Source organism: Bradyrhizobium sp. USDA 4369 (assembly GCF_054056435.1).
Map to the genome: position 1 here is coordinate 6,333,074 of NZ_JBSRYH010000001.1, position 18,791 is coordinate 6,351,864.

The following is an 18,791-nucleotide window of genomic DNA, read 5'->3' on the forward strand; positions in this document are numbered from 1 at the left end:
CGCACTCTCATGCAGCCGCGGCGACGCGCAGATGTTCGGCGATCCAGCGATCGAGATCTGCCAGCGCGCGGGCGCTCAGCGCCTGCTTCTTCGCGACCGTCTTCTCATTGCCCTTCAATCGGCTGCCATCGGGCTTTCGAGTCGGCGCCACCGCCAAGGGCGGGAACAGGCCGAAATTGATGTTCATCGGCTGAAAGGAGCGCGTCGCGCCGTCGATCGTCTCGATATGCCCGCCGGTGATGTGGCCGAGCAGGGCGCCGAGTGCGGTGGTGGCGGGGGGCGGCGACAGGTCTGTGCCGCGCGCTTCCGCAGCCGCGTACAATCCGGCGATGAGACCGATGCTGGCCGACTCGACGTAGCCCTCGCAGCCCGTCATCTGGCCGGCAAAACGAAGCCGCGGCTGCGCGCGTAGACGCAGCTGCGCATCGAGCAATTTCGGCGAGTTGAGGAACGTGTTGCGATGCAGGCCACCGAGCCGCGCGAACTCGGCGTTTTCGAGCCCGGGGATGGTGCGGAAGATCTGCTGCTGCGGGCCGTATTTCAGCTTCGTTTGGAAGCCGACCATGTTGTAGAGCGTGCCGAGCTTGTTGTCCTGGCGCAGCTGCACGATGGCATGCGGCTTGACTGTCGGGTTGTGCGGATTAGTGAGGCCGACCGGCTTCATCGGACCATGGCGCAGCGTCTCATGGCCGCGCTCGGCCATCACCTCGATCGGCAGGCAGCCGTCGAAATAGGGCGTGTTGGTCTCCCAGTCCTTGAAGTCGGTCTTCTCGCCGGCGAGCAGGGCCGTAACGAATGTGTCGTACTGCTCCTTGGTCATCGGACAGTTGATGTAGTCGGCGCCCGTGCCCCCGGGGCCGACCTTGTCGTAGCGCGACTGGAACCAGGCCTTGGACATGTCGATCGTGTCCTTGTGCACGATCGGCGCGATGGCGTCGAAGAAGGCGAGCGCGGTCTCGTCGGTCAGGTCGCGGATTGCCTCGGCCAGCGGCTGAGAGGTGAGGGGACCGGTGGCGATGATGACATTGTCCCAGTCGGAAGGCGGCAGGCCGGTGATCTCGCCGCGCCGCAGTTCGATCCGCGGATGCCCGTTCAGAGCGGCGGCCACGGCTGCCGAAAAGCCCTCACGGTCGACCGCCAGCGCTCCGCCGGCCGGAACCTGGTTTGCGTCGGCTGCGCGCATGATGAGGGAGCCCAAGCGGCGCATCTCGGCATGAAGCAGGCCGACGGCGTTGTTGGCGGCATCGTCCGAACGGAACGAGTTGGAGCACACGAGCTCTGCCGGCGTCGCAGTCCGATGCGCCTCGGTCATGCGGTCCGGCCGCATTTCGTGCAGAACGACGTCCACACCCGCTTCCGCGAGTTGCCAAGCAGCCTCGGATCCGGCCAGCCCGGCGCCGATCACGTGAACGGTATTCGAAGATGATTTGGTCCCTGTCATGCGCGGGACAGGTAGCGCTTTTCCCGGCGGCTGCAAATGCAACTGTGCGGTTCAGCGCAAGAAACCGGGCGCCTGTGTCAAGGGACGCCCAAAAACGGCAACGCCCGCAGCGAGGCGGGCGATGTCCGGTATATCGGAAGCAGGCTGATCAGCCGTTGTACTGACCGGCAGCAACGCGCGGAATGTCCGAACGGTCGAGACCGATGTCGGCGAGTTCGCGATCGCTGAGCTGCGACAGCTCGGCAACGTTGCGCTGATACTCACGGAACGCCTGGATCATGCGGATGAGCGAGAGCAACATGAGAAATCTCCTTTAGTTCGCGATTCAGTTCTTCGCTGGAACCTCATCGTTGAAATGAACATAGAAGAGATTGTTGCGGTGCGGAAGCGCCGATGTTGCGATGCAGCTAAACCGCCGGCGCATAGCTCGGGTAACCGTCGAGTAAGAATCGGGCAAGGGCGCCCAGCACGTATGGGTGTTGCAAAACCTCCGTATTCATGCGGATTTTCGATCGTTCGTTCGATTTGGCGTATCGAGGGATACCGGCCGCATGGTGAAGCAGTCTCGGCATGGCCTCCCCCATCACGTCTCCGAACGCATGGGTGAATTGTTATTCATTTTTAGAACCGAAGCTTAGTTCACGACCCGATCGCGGTGATGTCATTTCGTCCGACATCACGATGGTGCGACATAATGTCGCGACTTCGGCAATGATGCCGATGCCGTCGCACCAGCGAGGAAGAACAATGAACAGCAAACTGTTGGGGGCCGCGCTCATCACTGCGGCAGTTGTTGCGGTTGGACCGGCCCAGGCGGCCAAGATGCATGGCGCCGGCTGCAGCGGAGCCAATCTTGAGAAGACCGAGACGGCGATCGAGGGCATGGCCGACGGCGACGCGAGGTTCACCGCGCAGCGAGAGATCGCGGCGGCCCAGGATGCGCTGCTGAGCGGCAAGATGGCGGCCTGCAGCGTGCATCTGACCAAGGCGATGCAGGCCGGGATGGCCAAGTAGCGCCGGCGCCGCTCGGTCTCGCCAACGATCGGCCGGTCGCGACAGCGCGATCGGCCTCATTGTTTTCTTAGGTGACTACGGCGCCCGCGCCAGCTGCGTTGCGAAGGTCGCGATTGTCCGGGCGTAAACGTCGCTCTTATTCCATTGCTGGATGACCGCGAAATTGGGACTGCCCGGCTCCCAATCCTTGCCCTTCTGCCAGCCGTAGCCTTTCAGATAGTTGGCTGTGGAAGCGAGCACGTCGGGCGCGCTGCGGATCAGGTCGCGGCGGCCATTGCCGTCGAAATCGACCGCGTATTTGATCCAGGACGACGGCATGAACTGCGTCTGTCCGATCTCGCCGGCCCAGGCTCCGCGCATCTCGGCCGGCTGGAGATCGCCACGATCGACGATGCGCAGCGCATCCAGCAGCTCGCCGCGGAACTGCTCAGCCCGGCGGCAATCATAGGCCAAGGTCGCCAGCGCGCGGATGGTCGGGAACTTGCCGACATTGACTCCGAAATCCGTTTCCAATCCCCAGATCGCCACCAGCACCTCGCCGGGCACGCCGTAGGTCTGCTCGATGCGGGACAACACCGAGCCGTACTGCTTCATCATGTTGGAGCCGCGGGTCAGGCGCGGCGGCACCATGCGGCCGGAAAACTCCTCGAAGGTCTGGCTGAAGACTTTCTGGCCGCGGTCGCGACTGAGCACGGTCTGGTCGGGGGTCACGCCGGTGAGCGCGGCGTTGATGGCGTTCTGCGAAATGCCCTTGGCGGCGGCCTCGGTCTTGAACTCCGCCAGCCACGCATCGAAATTGCCGGTCCCACAGGGGACCGCAGCCTGCGCCGACGGGCAATTTGTCATCACAGCAGCACAGAGGGCGGCGGCGGAGAGGACGCGACGAATCATCGAAACACCTGAACGGCAATGGTCTGAAAAAGCATCTGCGGAACCGATCATGTCGGGCATGACCGCGGCGGCAACAAGGCCCTTCAGTCAACTTGCCGTTGGTTTGTCGTGAGTATGGTTGCTTCGTGGCTGACCGAAGCCGCCGAACGCTGCCATCGACAGCCGCCGCAGAGCGGCGGCTGTCGATGGTCGACCGATGGTTGTCACATCCGGTCACGCGGGCGCCACGGGAACAGGTTGGCCGGGAAGTCGGCGGCAGGCTTGGATCCGCGCGGCGCCGGCGGTATGAGGCGGGCGGCGTCGGGATGGATCGCGATGGCCTCGCGATAGAGATGCCAGGTGGCGTGGCCGAGTACCGGGATGACCACGGCGAGCCCGAGGAAGAACGGGATCGTTCCGGCCACGAGCAGAACGGCCACGATGAGGCCCCATGCGGCGACCGGAACCGGGTTGCGCGCCACCACACGCAGCGAGGTGACGATCGCTTCGAGGGCGCCGGCGTGGCGATCCAGCATCAACGGAAATGACACGATGCTGAGACACAGCGCCAGCAGCGCGAACAGGAAGCCGGCGCCGCAGCCGACGGCCATCAGCCACCACCCTTGCGGCGTGGTGAACACGCGCTGGAGGAATTCATTCACGCCGGAGGCGCCGCCATAGCCGAACACTGCGACATAGATCGCCTGTGCGGTTGCCACCCAGGTGACGAACAGCGCCAGCAGCAGGGTGCCGAGCCCGAGCATCGCGCCGAAGGAGGGCGAACGCAGCACCTCGAATGCATCCCAGGCGCTGGCCTGCTCGCCGCGGTCGCGCCGGCTCGAAAGCTCATACAGACCGAGCGCGGCGAACGGACCGAGCAGCGCGAAGCCCGCAGCCAGCGGGAACAGCAGCGGCAGCACCGCATAGCCGAACACGGCGCGGGCCAGCACCAGGCCGAGCACCGGGTAGATGGCGCACAGCATCACGGCGTGGCTCGGCACCGCCTTGAAGTCGTCCCAGCCGAGCCGCAGCGCCCGCATCAGGCTGGACAAATCGATCGTGCGAATCGTGATCTCGGCCGCGACCTCATCGGCGGGCCGAACATGTGCAGCGACATTGCTGTGAAAAGTGACCATCGTCGTTCGCTCCCTCGTGCCTCATGGGCGCTTCCCAACCACGCAGGCTGGGCTGCGCTTGTCGTTGGACGGATCGCGGATGGCCAGACGCGACGAACCCCGGGACGGCCATTCGCGAACGGAAGTGATGAGCATAATCGTGATCACGGCGGCGCCTACTCACGCCTCGGTGAGAGTTGTGAATGTCGCGGTGCATTCAAGCCCATCTGCGACCAATGAAAGTGAGCATTCCCCGGACAAAGTCATTCCGCCGTCATTCCGCCTTGGGTAAGCTTCACATTCGTCGCGATGTCTGCGTTGGCATGACGTCGCGGCTGGCGATGAGCTTATGCGGGCTACTCCGCAACGGAACACCGCGAGCCGAGTTCTTCATTCGATCACTATCCATTGGGAGCCATTGATGAGCGTTTTCGGAAAGATCATGGGCGCGATTTTCGGCCATCATGCTGAGGCCGCGCCGGCCGGCGGCAGCGCCCCGGCTGCAGGTGGCAGCGCGCCGGCCGGCAGCCCGGCTGCGGCTCCGACCTCGGCTCCCGCTGCTGCGCCGCAAAGTGTCGACGTGGCGGCGATCGTCGACAAGGCCGCCGCCGCCAAGCACGAGAAGCTGGAATGGCGCACCTCGATCGTCGACCTGATGAAGGCGCTCGACATCGATTCGAGTCTCGCGGCGCGCAAGGAGCTGGCCAAGGAGCTCGGCTACAGCGGCGACACCAACGACTCCGCCAGCATGAATGTCTGGCTGCACAAGCAGGTCATGAGCAAGCTCGCGGCCAATGGCGGCAAGCTTCCGCCGGAGATCAAGCACTGAGGCCGCGCCGCTGCCCGCAACCAAGCGAAAGGCCCGCCATCGTGCGGGCCTTTGTCGTCTCGGATATTGGTCTTGCTGACGATGCTGCGGGACGATCTTAGGCCAGCACGAAGCCGGCCCGTTCCCAGGCCTCGGCATGCAACTGATCGCGGCTGAAGCCGATGTCGCGCAGCGTCCGTTCGTCGAGCTGGTCGACATAGGCGAGCTGCGTGCGATAGTGGACGTAGCGCTTGAGAACGTCGAAAACGGCCGTGATGAACATGAGACTCTCCCCATTGGTCTGGTTGTTTGTAAGGCGGTGGATTGCACATCCATCCAGGTAGTCATGACGTTAAGGCCAGTGCTGCAATGACTCACTCGGTAGTTCTACGGATCTTCAGGCCACGATGTCCCGGTTTTCCGGATGGTCGCGGAGGTAATCGGCGACGAAACTGCAGCCTGCGGCCACCTTGCGGCCCTCGCCGCGGATCAGCTCCAGCGCCCCCTTCACCAGCTCGGAGCCGATGCCCCGGCCGCGCAACGCCGCCGGGGTCTCGGTGTGGGTGATGATGACCGCCTGCGGCGTCGCGCGGTAATTGGAAAAGGCGATGTTGCCGTCGATGTCGAGCTCGAAACGGCTCTTGGCCTTGTTGTCGCGGACTGACGTCATGGGCTCTACCTTCGTGTCGGTTTGTCGGTCAGCTTGATGAACTCGGCCAGCATCTGGCGGATCGACCACGGCTTGCCGTCCACGGCGCCTTTGATGTCGTCGATCTTCCATTGGCCGCCATCGCGCACGAAGTCGTAACGGATGACATTGTCGGCCTGTTCCTTGCGCTCCGTGCGATGGCCGGCGATCGTGACCGCAACGGTGGCCTTGTCAGCCTCCTGCGTCTCCGGCGTCACCTTGAACGATGCGACATCCGGATCCTGCGAATTGGTGATCGGATCGAAATCAACCGCGCCGACCTCGCCCTTGGGCGTACGGGCGTCCATCCTGGTCCATTCGGCCCGCCAGCGATCTGGACAGATATTTCGCGCGTGCCGCCTTGGTCTCGATGACGAAGGTGCCGCCATCCTCGCCCTTGCCCTTGGCCGCGCGGGTGTAGATCGCGCTGACGATGCTGGCGGGATCGTTGGCCGCCGATGTCTGCGCGCGCAGCGGTGATGCGGCGAGCACGCTGGCAAGGCCGAGGAGCAGAAGGCGACGATCGATCATGGATATCCTCACATCAGATTGGGTAGCGCGGTGAAACGACGGAATGCGCGACCGGCACCGGTTTGTCGCACGATGCCTGCATTCGTTCGAATGACGCGGTCGCATGGGAGCGATGGGCAGGGCGGCCTTGCGAGGGCGCGCCGGACCACGATAAACAGACCGGAGGTAACGGGCGGCTTGAGACCGCCCGACGCATCGATCGAGGGGACGCCGTCATGGATATGTTCATGCACCGCGGGGACGCGAGGGCTCGCCGATGACTGGCGCACCGCTGCGGATGTCCCGCCGGGTGATGAACCTCGCGCACATCGTGACGCAGAATGGCCGCCGGCTCGGCGACCGCATCGGCTTCGTCTGGGGCGACCGGTCCTGGACCTGGCGCGAGCTCGACGCGATGGTGTCGGCGCTTGCGGCGGCGGTCGCCGAGCAGGGCATCGTGAAGGGCGACCGCATCCTGGTCCACGCCAAGAATTGCGAGGAGATGTTCGTCTCGATGTTCGCCGCGTTTCGGCTCGGCGCGGTCTGGGTGCCTACCAATTTCCGGCTCATGCCCGACGAGGTCGCCTATCTCGCGACCGCGTCGGGCGCCAAGGCATTCCTCTGCCATGGCGATTTTCCGGAGCATGCCGCGGCGGTGACGACGACCGATTTCACCTGGCGCATCGGCGAGGGGGGCAGCCTCGGCACGCGCGCGGTGGCCGAGGCGATCAGGGCGCATGCCGGCGCGGAGATCGCCAACGCCGCGGTGGAGCACGACGATCCCTGCTGGTTCTTCTTCACCTCGGGCACCACGGGCCGCTCCAAGGCCGCGGTGCTGACCCACGGCCAGATGGCGTTCGTCATCACCAACCACCTCGCCGATCTGACACCGGGCACCACCGAGCACGATGCCTCGCTGGTCGTCGCGCCACTGTCCCATGGCGCCGGCGTCCACCAGCTGATGCAGAGCGCGCGCGGCGCCAAAACGGTGCTGCTGCCGAGCGAGAAGTTCGATATCGCCGAGGCGTTCCGCCTGATCGAGAGGCATCGCGTCAGCAATCTGTTCACGGTGCCGACCATCCTGAAGATGATGGTCGAGCATCCCGCCGTCGATCAGTTCGATCATTCCTCGCTGCGCCATGTCATCTATGCGGGCGCGCCGATGTATCGCGAGGACCAGAAGTGCGCGCTGGCGCGGCTCGGCAAGGTCATCGTGCAATATTTCGGCCTTGGCGAGGTGACCGGCAACATTACGGTGCTGCCGGCCGCGGCGCATGAGGAGGAGGACGGGCCGGAGGCGCGGATCGGCAGCTGCGGCTATGAGCGCACGGGCATGCAGGTCTCGATCCAGGACGATGGGGGACGCGAGCTGAAGCCCGGTGAGACCGGCGAGATCTGCGTCATTGGCCCTGCCGTGTTCGCCGGCTACTACGACAATCCGGAAGCCAATGCGAAGGCGTTTCGTGACGGCTGGTTTCGCACCGGCGATCTCGGCCACATGGACGCGCAAGGCTTCGTCTACATCACCGGCCGCGCGTCCGACATGTACATTTCGGGCGGGTCGAACATCTATCCGCGCGAGGTCGAGGAAAAGATCCTGACCCATCCCGCCATCGGCGAGGTCGCCGTGCTCGGCGTGCCCGATCCGGTGTGGGGCGAGGTGGGTGTCGCCGTCTGCGTCGCCCGCGAGGGCGGGGCCGCGCCGAGCGAGAGCGAGATCGCCGGCTATCTCGCGACCAAGCTGCCGCGCTACAAGATGCCGAAGCGCTTCTTCTTCTGGGATGCCTTGCCGAAGTCCGGCTATGGCAAGATCCCCAAGCGCCTGGTGCGCGACGAGCTCGAGGCGCGCGGGCTGCTCGACCTCACCAAGCAGGGCTGAGCGCGGATGCGATCCATCAAACAACCCGGCGCGCCCGCCGCGGACCGCATCCAGTGGGTCGAGGCGCGCGGCCGCGCGTTCACCTTCACCATGGAGCGCGGGCTGCCGCTGCTCGAGGCGGCGCGCCGCGGCCTTGCGGCGCAGGGCTTTGCCGGCGGCGTGCTCGACATCAGCGGCGGCGCGCTCGGGCCGTTCGCCTATGTGATGCCGGCGCTGTCGAAGACGCCGGATCATGCCGCATTCTACAGCGAGACCCATCGGCCAAGCGGGGTCACGCAGCTCTCCACCGCGACGATGACGCTGGGCGTGCGCGACGGCGCGCCGTTCTTCCACTGTCATGCGCTGTGGGTGGAAGAGGGGGGGCGCAACGGCGGCGGTCACATCCTGCCCGAGGAGACCGTCGTCGCGGAGCCGTTCGAGGTCGAAGCATTCGGCCTTGATGGGGCGGTCTTTGCCGCCGAGCCTGATCCGGAGAGCGGTTTCAAGTTGTTCGGACCGGTGGTGGCGGCACAGCGCGGGGCTGAGACGGACCGCCGTGCCTTCGCGCTGCGCCTGCGGCCGAACCAGGATTTTGCCGGTTGCCTCGAAGCGTTCTGCCGGGCGCGGGGCATAAGCGAGGCCCGCATCCGCGGCGGCGTCGGCTCGACCATCGGCGCGCGCTTCGCGAGCGGTGAGGTTGTCGAACCGTTCGCGACCGAGCTGACCATCACCGCCGGCGCCATCGCACCCGGCGCGGACGGTCTCGAAGCCGTGCTCGACGTCGCGCTGGTCGACTACACCGGTGCGTTGGCAAAGGGACGGCTGGTTCGCGGCGACAATCCGGTGCTGATGACGATGGAGCTGGTGCTGGAGGTCGTGGCGTAGCCCGCCGGAGCTACTGGCCGCGTTCGCAGCGTTGTGCAAGATGGCCCGTGATGTCACTGCATTCGTGAAGGCGTCATGGCGAGAAAGCAACGCGAGATCCGGCTGCGCGCGCCCTATCTGAAGCGGCTGTGGCTCGATCCGGCGAAGATCGAAGACCGCAGCGAATATCCGTTCTGCCTGCCGTTCCTGCAGGACGCGTTCGAGCTGAGCTTTTCGCACGCCATCACCATCATCGTCGGCGAGAACGGCACCGGCAAATCGACCTTGCTCGAAGGCATCGCGGCGCTGGCCGGTTATGACGAGGCCGGCGGCGGCAAGGGCTACATGCCCGTCAATCATGCGCGTGCCGTGGAGCGGATGGGCGGCGCGCTCGGCGCGGCATTCCGTGCGAGCTGGCTGCCGAAGATCACTCAGGGCTGGTTCTTCCGTGCCGAAAGTTTCTTCTCGGTGGCGCGCTATCTCGACGAAGCCGCCTTGGACGATCCGCTCGGCGGTCCGCCACCCGACTTCCTGTCGCATTCCCATGGCGAGGGTTTTCTGCGCTTCTTCGAGGAGCGATGCCGGCGCCAGGGCCTCTACATCTTCGACGAGCCGGAATCGGCGCTGTCGCCGGCGCGTCAGATCGAGTTTCTCAAGCTGATGCGGCGCATGGACGAGGCCGGCCATTGCCAGGTGCTGATGGCGACGCATTCGCCGGTGCTGATGGCCTATCCGGGCGCGACCCTGCTGCGGCTCAGCAAGTCCAGCCTGGAGTCTGTGCGCGTACAGGACACGGATCACTTCAAGGCCCTGCGCGAGTTCTGCGCCGACCCGGACGGCTTCGTGCAGGCGGTGCTCGCGGAGTGAGGTTGTGATGACAGGCGAGGGGGAGGACGCCCGCTCCGCCGTCATTGCGAGCGAAGCAATCCAGGACCACCCGATGACTCTGGATCGCTTCGTCGCTTTGCTCCTCGCGATGACGGAGAGACATGAGTCCGTGTCCTCGCGATGCAGGCGCACCCGAGCTTTGATCGCTGTTCCGCCCTCCTCACATGAGAGGGCGCAGGGAAGGCCGGGCATCCGCTGATGCCCGCGGCCCCCGTGCGGGAAAAAATGCACGGGGCAGGAACCACAGGCTCAGCCGAGATGACCCGGCCTTCCCTGCGCGACGGTTTCTACCGGCTTATACGCGCTCTCCTCGGTGCGCCGGGCTTTCTGGCCACCGTCATCGGCGCGATGCTCTCACATCGGCGCCTATTTGACCTCAGCGTCGGGAGGTCAGGACCACACGACTTCGCCGTCCGCCACCAAACCCGTCGTCTTGCGCAAAAGCGCCAGGCCGGTGACGTCCATCGCATCCCCCACTCAACGCCCGTGACGACCGCGAAGCGCCCCTCTCGTGAGTGCAGGACGCGGGCAGGAGAGCGCATTTTCCGAAAAAGCGAAAGTAAAATGTTTTTCGCGGCACGACTGGACAGGGGGCATGGCGCTGATCCCGCGTCGAAATTTAGATTTTGCGCGCATGGCCGTTTTGGTGTCAAAACGAGCGCGCCGCGGCTTCGCGGCGTGCGCGCCGGGCAAATCAGGTCGCGACGCGCGTGAGGGATGCAGGGTTGCAAATGGCGGATCAGACCAACTCTCACGAGGATCTCGACCAGGCGCTGCTCGCCCTCGACGACCCCGCCATGGTGCTGGAGGAACTCGACGGCTTCATCGCCGGCCTCTTGATCCTGCCGGAGCCTGTCTCGCCGGGCGAGTGGTTCGCCGCGGCGTTCGGGCTGGGCAAGGGACGGCGCTCGGTCTTCGCGAGCATCGACCACGCCAATGCGGTGCTCGATCTGGTCATGGCGTATCACGACGAGATTGCGCGGACGCTGGCGCAGGAGCCGGAGCGGTACCAGCCGCGCTTTCCGGTCGATCCGGTGAACGGCGATGTGATCTGGGAGCTGTGGATCGAAGGCCTTGCTGCGGCGGTGAACCTCCGTCGCGAGCGGTTCAACGCTTATGCGCAACTCGGCGGCGACGTGGCCGTCGCGAGTCTGAGCCTCACGATGGCGATCGATATGGCGCTCGACGATCAGCGCGACCAGATCGATCCTGCCGGTCTCGCGCCAGCGGTGCCCGCTGGCATCCGCGCGGCGGTGCTGACGCTTTACAAATACCGGCAGAGCGGAGCCCCGGTCCCTGACCGGCCCCCATTCGCCGCCCGCCCCAATCCGTTCGCCTCCTTCGGCAAGATCGGCCGCAACGATCCCTGTCCCTGCGGTTCCGGGAAGAAATACAAGCGCTGCTGCGGGGCGGCCTGAGCCGGCCGGCGGCCGCCACGACACGGTCTTTTTTGTTGCAACAATCGGGAGCGGTGCAAAGATGGCGCCGCCGGGCGCACAGATGCGCCGGCCAATGTGAGTGACCGAGGAAACGAGATGAGGATGGAGTTCGGCAAGGCGCTGGCGGTAACGGTGGCGCTCGCGATCGCAACGACGGGCCTGACATTCACGCCCCTGACCACGGCGGATGCGCATGGTCCGACCCGGCGCAAGGTCCAGGAGCATGTCGAGATCAACGCCGCGCCCGCCAAGGTGTGGGCCGTGATCAGCAACTTCCAGGACATGAGCTGGCTCGGCGTGGTCGACAAGACCGAGGGCGACAAGGGCAACGAGATCGGCGCGACCCGCAAGCTGACGCTGAAGGGCGGCGGGACCATCGACGAGGAGCTCTACAAATATGATGCCGAAAAAATGAGCTATTCGTATCGGATCACGACCGTCGACGTGAAGGTGCTGCCGGTGACGAACTATTCCTCGACCATCTCGGTAGCTCCGAGCGCCGATGGCAAAGGCAGCGTGGTCGAATGGAGCGGTGCCTTCTATCGCGGCTTCCCCAACAACGATCCGCCGCCGGAATTGAGCGACGAGGCCGCGGTGAATGCCGTGACCGGGATCTACAAAAGCGGGCTCGAAGGGCTGAAGAAGAAGGTGGAGAGCGGAAGCTGAGGCGCCGAGCCGCGAGTTTGGAATCGATCATGTTGCCCGATAGACGGGGCGCTCCCTCTCCCCGCGCTTGTGGAGAGAGGGGTAGCCGCAAGGGGGTGTGCGTGGTGAGAGCTGTACCCCCGGATTGCATCTGACGATGCAGTCCGACCTCTCCCCGCAAGCGGCAGGGCCATCGCATATGGCGATCTTTGTTTTACGCCCGTCCGTTTCCACGTCGTCATGGCCGGGCTTGTCCCGGCCATCCACGTCGGCTCAGCGTGGAAAAAGAGGCGTGGATGCCCGGGCCTTCGCCGCGCCGAAGCGGCTACGGCCGCGCAGGCGGGTCAAGCCCAGGCAAGACGGAGCAACTCATTGGCGGGTTCACTCGGAGCACGCCCATATCCGCTCATATGCGATAGCCCTGCCGCAGGCGGGGAGAGGTCGGCATCGAGCTCGCTGCTCCAGCGTTCATCATCTCCTATATCGTATTCGGGTTTTTCTTTTAGGTGCTCTGCTCGCCTGCATCGTCGTTCCCGCCCACGCCGAAGAGGCCTTCGTCACCAATCAGCTCAGCGATGATCTCACCATCGTCGATCTCGCGACGTCCAAGCTTGTGGCAACGATTCCGATCGGCGGCAAGCCGGCGGGCGTTGCCGTGGCGGCCGATGGGCGCTTCGCCTATGTGGCGAGCCCGGACGACAAGACCGTCAGCGTCGTTGACGCCGCCGAGCGAAAAGTCGTCGGCCGCATCGAGGTCGGCGGCGGGCCGCTCGGGATCGCGGTCACGCCGGACGGTGCGACGGTCTACGTTGCGGACTGGTACAACGCCGCCATTCGCATCATCGACGCCAAGACGCGGGCGGTGACGGCGAGCATCGCCGTCGGCGCCTCGCCTTCGGGCCTCGCAGTGACGCCCGACGGCAAGCTGCTGCTTTCGGCCGACCGAGACGACGACATGGTGTCGGTGATCGACACCGCGACGCAGACCCGGCTGAAGACGATCAAGGTCGGCACGCGCCCGTTCGGCGTCACCATCGACGGCGATGGCAGGCGCGCATATACGGCGAATGTCGGCTCCAATGATGTGTCGGTGATCGATCTCGCAGAGGCCCGCGAGGTCGGCCGGATCAAGACCGGCTTGCGGCCCTATGCGGTGGCGCTGGCGCAGGGCAAGGGCTTCGTCACCGACCAGTATGACGGCACGGTCACCGTGTTCGACGTGGCAAGCCTGCAGCCGCTCACGCGCATCACCGTGGGCGATTATCCCGAGGGCATCGCGGCGACGGCGGACGGCCGGCGCATCATTGTCGCCAATTGGGAGAGCAATATCCTCAGCGTCATCGACGTCGCGACGTTGAGGGTGACGGGAGAGATCAAGGTCGGCAACGGCCCGCGCGCGTTTGGTGCGTTCCTGCGGCGGTAGGTCAGCTCCGGCCGTGTCGGCTTGAGACTATCAATCGAAGCCACAATCTCCGTCATTGCGAGCGCAGCGACGCGGAGCAGGGCGTGCTCGTGACTGTCCTTGATGTCGCTGATCCTCACACAGGCGACGCATCCTGTCCGGCAGGCGCCCTGGTCAACCGTTCCACGATCTCCTCCATCCGCTCGAACACGTGATCCGGTTGTCGGTCGCGCAGCGCCTTCTCGGCGGCGTAGCCCCATGTCACTGCACCGCAGGCGATGCCGGCGGCACGCGCCGCCTCGATGTCGCGGGTCTCATCGCCGATCGCGATCGCCTCATGGGGGGCAATACGCGCGCGCTTCAGCACGCGGCGGAATTTTCGCGCTTTGCCGAACACCGAGGCCGAGCAGTCGAAATCGGCGAACAGTGCGGCCAGCGGACCGAGCTTTTCACGTGCATTGGCCTCCGTGTCGGATGACACCAGCGCGAGCTGATGACCATGGGCCGCGAGCGTATCGAGCATCGGGCCGACGCCGGCGAAGAGCGGAATGCTGGCGGCATGTTCGGTCTTCAGCCTGCGCATGTAGCGCGCGATGAACGGCAGTTTCCAGCTGGGGACCGCGAGGAAATCGAGGATCTCTCGCGTCGAGGCGTGACGCAGCCGCTCGACATCCTCGTCCTTCACCTGGCGAAAGCCGTAGCGCGCGGCGACCGCATTCACGTGCAGCCGAAACCACGGAAAGCTGTCGGCCAAGGTGCCATCGAGATCGAAGATGATGAGGGTGTAGGGCATCGACGCGGAATTTGAGGGGGTCACCATGGCTACGCGAGCCAGGGGACGCTGACAAGCCGGCGATCGGGCTGGCGCAGATGGGCCTGCGGTCGCAACCGATCAACAATGCATCACGCGTTTTGTGAGCGTGCACTGCGGGAACGGCACCGCAGTGCGGTCGTTGTTCCCCGCACAAGCAGCAAGGAGAGACACATGCAACGCACGATCAGGATGGCCGCGCTGGCCGCCGCCACGCTGGTGATCGGTACGGCCGCAGCGTCCGCGCAGGGTTACGCCCGTTACGGCGACTCGATGGCTTGGGTGCCGCCGGCATCGACCTATGATTCCGAGCCGGTCTATGGCGGCGCACCGGCGCCGGTCTTCGCGCCGGCCCCGGCGACCTGGGGCCGCGGCTACAACGGCACCAACCATCCGACCCCCGGCTCGACCCAGGGCGATGTCGGCCCTGATGGTAACAACAACGGCACGCTGACCGGCGTCTATCGGCAGTGGTAAGCGTTGCCTCGCATCGACTGACGAGATCTGGCCCGCCGCTCGGAGACGAGTGGCGGGCCTCTCGTATCTGCTGCCAAGCCGCGAGCCTGGTGACGCCCAGGCATTGGATTATGCGATCGCGACCATGTGAGCGCCGCGTTGTGTCGCACCATGATCGGCGGCGCCGCGGGAACTGCGAGGCATCGTGGTTGTTGGTTCCATGATGAATTGAGAAGCAACGGAGCAAGCTCATGACACGCATCTTTGGATTGGCCGCGCTGACCGCCGTCACGCTGGTGGCAGGCGCCGCCGCAGCCACGGCCGACGAATACGGCCCGGGCGGCTATGGCTATGGCGGCCAGACCACCAGCACCTACGCCTATCGCGGCTCCTACGCCTGGGCGCCGGCCCCGGTCTATGAGGAAGGCTACGTCGCCGTCGCACCGGGCCCGTATTATGGCCGGGGTTGGGGCACCGGCTACAACGGCACCAACCATCCGACGCCGAGCTCGACCCAGGGCGATGTCGGCCCGGGCGGCAACAACAACGGCACGCGGACCGGGTATTACCGCTGGTAGGCCGAACTCAAAAGAGAGAGAATAGTAACAGAGAAAATAAAGCCCGCCGCTCTGTCGAGAACGGCGGGCGTTGCTTTGATCAACCAGTCTCCATCACACCCGTCATTGCGAGGAGCGCAGCGACGAAGCAATCCAGAGTCGCGAGCGTGGCCCTGGATTGCTTCGCTGCGCTCGCAATGACGGTCGTGAGCAGTTCGACTGCAACTACTCCGCCGCCTCGCTGGCCGCGCCGCGGCTGCGCTTCTTCGGCTTAGTTGACTTCTCCAGCACCGGCTTGAGGAATTGCCCGGTGTAGCTGCGCGGTGCCTTGACGATGTCTTCGGGCGGGCCCCAGGCGACGATCTCGCCGCCGCCGTCACCGCCTTCGGGGCCGAGGTCGATGACCCAGTCGGCGGTCTTGATGACTTCGAGATTGTGCTCGATCACCACCACCGTGTTGCCCTGTGCGACCAGCTCGTGCAGCACCTCCAAGAGCTTCTTGACGTCGTGGAAATGCAGGCCCGTGGTCGGCTCGTCCAGGATGTAGAGCGTGCGGCCGGTGGCGCGCTTCGACAGCTCCTTGGCGAGCTTCACGCGCTGCGCCTCGCCGCCTGAGAGCGTGGTGGCCTGCTGTCCGACATGGATGTAGTCGAGGCCGACGCGGCGCAAGGTCTCGAACGTGTCGCGCACGCGCGGCACCGCCTTGAAGAACTCGGCGGCCTCCTCGACGGTCATGTCGAGCACGTCGGCGATCGACTTGCCCTTGAACAGGACGTCGAGCGTCTCGCGGTTATAGCGCTTGCCCTTGCAGACATCGCAGGTGACGTAGACGTCGGGGAGGAAGTGCATCTCGATCTTGATGACGCCGTCGCCCTGGCAGGCCTCGCAGCGGCCACCCTTGACGTTGAACGAGAAGCGGCCGGGCTCGTAGCCGCGCGCCTTGGATTCCGGCAGGCCGGCGAACCATTCGCGGATCGGCGTGAACGCGCCGGTATAGGTCGCGGGATTGGAGCGCGGCGTGCGGCCGATCGGCGACTGGTCGATGTCGATGATCTTGTCGATATGCTCCAGGCCCTCGATGCGGTCATGCGGGGCGGCGGCCTCGTTGGCGCCGTTGAGCTTGCGCGCGATCGCCTTGTACAGCGTGTCGATCAGCAGCGTCGACTTGCCGCCGCCGGAGACGCCGGTGATGGCGGTGAACAGGCCGAGCGGGATCTCGGCCGAGACGTTCTTCAGATTGTTGCCGCGGGCGTTGACGACCTTGATGGTGCGGCGATGGTTCGGCGGCCGCCGCTCGGGCACCTCGACCTCGAGCTCGCCGGTGAGATATTTGCCGGTGAGCGACTTCGGATGGCGCATGATCTCGGCCGGCGTGCCCGCGGCGACGATGTTGCCGCCATGGGTGCCGGCGCCCGGACCGATGTCGAGCACATAGTCGGCGAGGCGAATGGCGTCCTCGTCATGCTCGACCACGATCACGGTGTTGCCGAGGTCGCGCAGCCGCTTCAACGTGTCGAGCAGGCGGGCATTGTCGCGCTGGTGCAGGCCGATCGACGGCTCGTCGAGCACGTAGAGCACGCCGGTCAGGCCCGAGCCGATCTGCGACGCCAAGCGGATGCGCTGGCTCTCGCCGCCCGAGAGGGTGCCGGAGGAGCGCGCCAGGGTGAGATAGTTCAGGCCGACATCGAGCAGGAAGGTGAGGCGGTCGCGGATCTCCTTGAGGATGCGGGTGGCGATCTCGGTCTGCTGCGCGTTCAGCGTCTTCGGCACCTCGGCGAACCATTCGCCGGCGGCCTTGACGCTGAGCTCCGAGATCTCGCCGATATGCTTGCCGCCGACCTTGACGCACAGCGCCTCGGGCTTCAGCCGAAAGCCACGACACGCCGCGCAGGGCACGTCGTTGAAGTACTTGCCGAGCTCCTCGCGCGCCCATTCGCTCTCGGTCTCGCGAAAGCGGCGCTCGATATTGGTGATGACGCCCTCGAACGGCTTCTTGGTGTCGTAAGCGCGGACGCCGTCCTCATAGGTGAACTTGATCTCGTCATCGCCGGAGCCGTGCAGCAGCGCGTTCTGCGTCTTCTTGGGCAGGTCCTTCCACTTGGTGTCCAAGGTGAATTTGTAGAATTTGCCGAGCGCGGTCAGCGTCTGCAGATAATAGGGCGAGGACGACTTGGCCCAAGGCGCGATCGCACCCTTGCGCAGCGTGAGGTCCTTGTCGGGAATGACGAGATCGGCATCGACATGCTGCTCGACGCCGAGGCCGCCGCATTCCGGGCAGGCGCCATAGGGGTTGTTGAACGAGAACAGCCGCGGTTCGATCTCGGGAATGGTGAAGCCGGAGACCGGGCAGGCGAACTTCTCCGAGAAGAGGATACGCTCGGGGCCGCTCTTGTCGTGGATCTTGGCGGTCTTCTTCTTCTCTTCGGCCGGGACGGCGGAGGCTGGCGCATCGGCGAATTCGATGACGGCCAGGCCCTCGGCGAGCTTCAATGCGGTCTCGAAGCTCTCAGCCAGGCGCTGGCCGATGTCCGGGCGGACGACGATGCGGTCGACGACGACGTCGATGTCGTGGGGAAACTTCTTGTCGAGGGCGGGAGCCTCGGCGAGCTCGTGGAAGGTGCCGTCGATCTTGACGCGCTGAAAGCCCTTCTTGAGATACTCCGCGAGCTCCTTCTTGTACTCGCCCTTGCGGCCGCGCACGACCGGCGCCAGCAGATACAGGCGGGTGCCCTCGGGCAGCGCCAGCACGCGGTCGACCATCTGCGACACGGTCTGGCTCTCGATCGGCAGGCCGGTGGCCGGCGAATAGGGCACGCCGACGCGCGCCCACAACAGGCGCATGTAGTCGTAGATCTCGGTGACGGTGCCGACCGTGGAGCGCGGGTTCTTCGACGTCGTCTTCTGCTCGATCGAGATCGCCGGCGACAGGCCGTCGATCTGGTCGACATCCGGCTTCTGCATCATCTCCAGGAACTGGCGCGCATAGGCCGACAGCGATTCGACGTAGCGGCGCTGGCCCTCGGCATAGATCGTGTCGAAGGCGAGCGAGGATTTGCCGGAGCCGGACAGGCCGGTGAACACGACAAGCTTGTCGCGGGGGATCTCGACGTCGATGTTCTTGAGATTGTGCTCGCGGGCGCCGCGGATGGTGATCGCCCGCAGGCTCGACGAGTTGGCTTGCGCGCGCTGCTTGGCCTTGAGCACTTCATCCATGACGATCGTCCCACGGCGCAAGGTCGCGCCATCGTTGCAGGCGCGTTCTGCCGGAAGCCGGCCATCGGACGCCAGAGGGAAAAGGTATGGTCGGAACGTAGGAAGAACGGGGCCGGATTTCCAGTGCCGTCAGCGAATCATCAACAATGCGCTCAGGGAATGGCAGCGATTGGCAGGAGGAGGCCGGTTCCCTCAAGCGACCTCAGCTGTCC

At 65.2% G+C, this 18,791-nt stretch carries 18 protein-coding genes and 1 pseudogene; 10 read left to right on the forward strand and 9 right to left on the reverse strand.

Annotated elements, in window-relative coordinates:
* Window positions 1-7 precede the first annotated feature (7 nt).
* A complete protein-coding gene (gene trmFO, locus ACVIJ6_RS28770) occupies window positions 8-1,441 on the reverse strand; it encodes a methylenetetrahydrofolate--tRNA-(uracil(54)-C(5))-methyltransferase (FADH(2)-oxidizing) TrmFO (RefSeq protein WP_456775480.1) in 1,434 nt (477 codons plus the stop codon).
* A gap of 148 nt (window positions 1,442-1,589) precedes the next feature.
* A complete protein-coding gene (locus ACVIJ6_RS28775) occupies window positions 1,590-1,742 on the reverse strand; it encodes a DUF1127 domain-containing protein (RefSeq protein WP_083780687.1) in 153 nt (50 codons plus the stop codon).
* Between the two features lie 446 nt (window positions 1,743-2,188).
* Between ACVIJ6_RS28775 and ACVIJ6_RS28780 the strand changes: the two genes are divergently transcribed.
* Window positions 2,189-2,455: a hypothetical protein gene (locus ACVIJ6_RS28780; protein WP_456777099.1), complete on the forward strand. Its 267-nt coding sequence runs from the start codon at window positions 2,189-2,191 to the stop codon at window positions 2,453-2,455.
* 75 nt (window positions 2,456-2,530) lie between these two features.
* Here the strand turns inward: ACVIJ6_RS28780 and ACVIJ6_RS28785 are convergent, their stop codons facing one another.
* Entirely contained in the window at window positions 2,531-3,346 is an 816-nt protein-coding gene (locus tag ACVIJ6_RS28785; protein ID WP_456775481.1) for a lytic murein transglycosylase, read from the reverse strand.
* 203 nt (window positions 3,347-3,549) lie between these two features.
* The gene (locus ACVIJ6_RS28790) at window positions 3,550-4,461 is read right to left on the reverse strand and encodes a DUF2189 domain-containing protein (protein ID WP_456775482.1); all 912 of its coding nucleotides are present in this window, start codon (window positions 4,459-4,461) and stop codon (window positions 3,550-3,552) included.
* Between the two features lie 400 nt (window positions 4,462-4,861).
* Between ACVIJ6_RS28790 and ACVIJ6_RS28795 the strand changes: the two genes are divergently transcribed.
* Window positions 4,862-5,269, forward strand: a complete 408-nt coding sequence (locus tag ACVIJ6_RS28795; RefSeq protein WP_456775483.1) for a DUF3597 domain-containing protein — start codon at window positions 4,862-4,864, stop codon at window positions 5,267-5,269.
* A 97-nt stretch (window positions 5,270-5,366) separates the two neighbouring features.
* Here the strand turns inward: ACVIJ6_RS28795 and ACVIJ6_RS28800 are convergent, their stop codons facing one another.
* From ACVIJ6_RS28800 to ACVIJ6_RS28810, 3 genes and pseudogenes are all read right to left on the reverse strand, one after another.
* Window positions 5,367-5,531 carry a DUF1127 domain-containing protein gene (locus ACVIJ6_RS28800; protein ID WP_456775484.1) on the reverse strand — a complete coding sequence of 55 codons (165 nt, stop codon included), beginning with the start codon at window positions 5,529-5,531 and terminating at the stop codon, window positions 5,367-5,369.
* Between the two features lie 114 nt (window positions 5,532-5,645).
* Window positions 5,646-5,918 (reverse strand): GNAT family N-acetyltransferase, encoded by a 273-nt coding sequence (locus ACVIJ6_RS28805; protein WP_456775485.1) that lies wholly within the window; start codon window positions 5,916-5,918, stop codon window positions 5,646-5,648.
* Between the two features lie 5 nt (window positions 5,919-5,923).
* Window positions 5,924-6,467 (reverse strand): annotated as a pseudogene (locus tag ACVIJ6_RS28810) (DUF3828 domain-containing protein).
* Window positions 6,468-6,723: 256 nt separating this feature from the next.
* Here ACVIJ6_RS28810 and ACVIJ6_RS28815 point away from each other — a divergent pair.
* From ACVIJ6_RS28815 to ACVIJ6_RS28840, 6 genes are all read left to right on the forward strand, one after another.
* Window positions 6,724-8,325: an acyl-CoA synthetase gene (locus tag ACVIJ6_RS28815; protein ID WP_456775486.1), complete on the forward strand. Its 1,602-nt coding sequence runs from the start codon at window positions 6,724-6,726 to the stop codon at window positions 8,323-8,325.
* Window positions 8,326-8,331: 6 nt separating this feature from the next.
* Window positions 8,332-9,189 (forward strand): PCC domain-containing protein, encoded by an 858-nt coding sequence (locus tag ACVIJ6_RS28820; protein WP_456775487.1) that lies wholly within the window; start codon window positions 8,332-8,334, stop codon window positions 9,187-9,189.
* Window positions 9,190-9,264: 75 nt separating this feature from the next.
* Window positions 9,265-10,035, forward strand: a complete 771-nt coding sequence (locus ACVIJ6_RS28825) for an AAA family ATPase (protein WP_456775488.1) — start codon at window positions 9,265-9,267, stop codon at window positions 10,033-10,035.
* 752 nt (window positions 10,036-10,787) lie between these two features.
* Entirely contained in the window at window positions 10,788-11,474 is a 687-nt protein-coding gene (locus ACVIJ6_RS28830; RefSeq protein ID WP_456775489.1) for a UPF0149 family protein, read from the forward strand.
* A 117-nt stretch (window positions 11,475-11,591) separates the two neighbouring features.
* Window positions 11,592-12,161 carry an SRPBCC family protein gene (locus ACVIJ6_RS28835; protein WP_456775490.1) on the forward strand — a complete coding sequence of 190 codons (570 nt, stop codon included), beginning with the start codon at window positions 11,592-11,594 and terminating at the stop codon, window positions 12,159-12,161.
* Between the two features lie 466 nt (window positions 12,162-12,627).
* Window positions 12,628-13,563 carry a YVTN family beta-propeller repeat protein gene (locus ACVIJ6_RS28840; RefSeq protein WP_456777100.1) on the forward strand — a complete coding sequence of 312 codons (936 nt, stop codon included), beginning with the start codon at window positions 12,628-12,630 and terminating at the stop codon, window positions 13,561-13,563.
* A 115-nt stretch (window positions 13,564-13,678) separates the two neighbouring features.
* Here the strand turns inward: ACVIJ6_RS28840 and ACVIJ6_RS28845 are convergent, their stop codons facing one another.
* Complete coding sequence (locus ACVIJ6_RS28845) at window positions 13,679-14,335, reverse strand: HAD-IA family hydrolase (RefSeq protein WP_456777101.1); 657 nt, start codon at window positions 14,333-14,335, stop codon at window positions 13,679-13,681.
* Window positions 14,336-14,527: 192 nt separating this feature from the next.
* Between ACVIJ6_RS28845 and ACVIJ6_RS28850 the strand changes: the two genes are divergently transcribed.
* Entirely contained in the window at window positions 14,528-14,830 is a 303-nt protein-coding gene (locus ACVIJ6_RS28850; protein WP_456775491.1) for a hypothetical protein, read from the forward strand.
* A gap of 230 nt (window positions 14,831-15,060) precedes the next feature.
* Window positions 15,061-15,387, forward strand: coding sequence for a hypothetical protein (locus ACVIJ6_RS28855; RefSeq protein ID WP_456775492.1), 327 nt, complete (start codon window positions 15,061-15,063; stop codon window positions 15,385-15,387).
* A 204-nt stretch (window positions 15,388-15,591) separates the two neighbouring features.
* Here ACVIJ6_RS28855 and uvrA read toward each other — a convergent pair whose 3' ends face one another.
* A complete protein-coding gene (gene uvrA, locus ACVIJ6_RS28860) occupies window positions 15,592-18,579 on the reverse strand; it encodes an excinuclease ABC subunit UvrA (protein WP_456775493.1) in 2,988 nt (995 codons plus the stop codon).
* Window positions 18,580-18,791 lie beyond the last annotated feature (212 nt).